Below are 635 nucleotides of genomic sequence, written 5' to 3' on the forward strand. Positions count from 1 at the left end.
ATTACAGTCTTGATGGTTTCATTTATTCTAAATGCAGTAAGAAATATAAACTGCATTCAGGCAACCTGTGTACAACTCTGAGAGCTGCCAGCGGCGCCTTCAAAACAAGCCTGAAAGATCTACTTAGAGGCGATAAGAGCGTCTTAAGCTACAAAGCAGATCAGCCTCTTGATGTCCAGAAAAAATGTATAGTTCTGGAATACGATAAGGATACGAACACCTATTACATCACTCTTACCCTGCTTAATAAAGCAGGCGTTAAATGTTATAATATCAGTGATTTCAGATTTAAGATAACCGTAAAGGATAATTCAACAAGAACGATCCTTGAACGCTGCTATGATGAAGTATACAGCATAAGTTCAAGTAAGCTCATCTGGAACAAAAAGAAAGGTCAGTGGTTTTTAAATCTTTGCTACTCGTTCGATAAAACTGAAACGAAAGAGTTGGATAAAAATAAGATATTGGGCGTGAATTTAGGAGTTTATTACCCTATATACGCTTCAATATCCGGAGAAAAGGATAGACTTGCGATCTCCGGTGATGAACTGATCGAATTCAGAAACCGTATAGAAGCAAGAAGAAATGCTCTGAAGAAACAGGCTGCTGTATGCGGAGACGGAAGAATAGGACAT

1 pseudogene is annotated in these 635 nt (G+C 38.3%); it reads left to right on the top strand.

The features are described from left to right. A pseudogene (locus CUS_RS00035) lies at positions 1-635 on the top strand (RNA-guided endonuclease TnpB family protein); the annotation flags it as partial.

The sequence above is a fragment of the Hominimerdicola alba 8 genome (assembly GCF_000178155.2).
Taxonomy (GTDB): Bacteria; Bacillota; Clostridia; order Oscillospirales; family Ruminococcaceae; genus Hominimerdicola; species Hominimerdicola alba_C.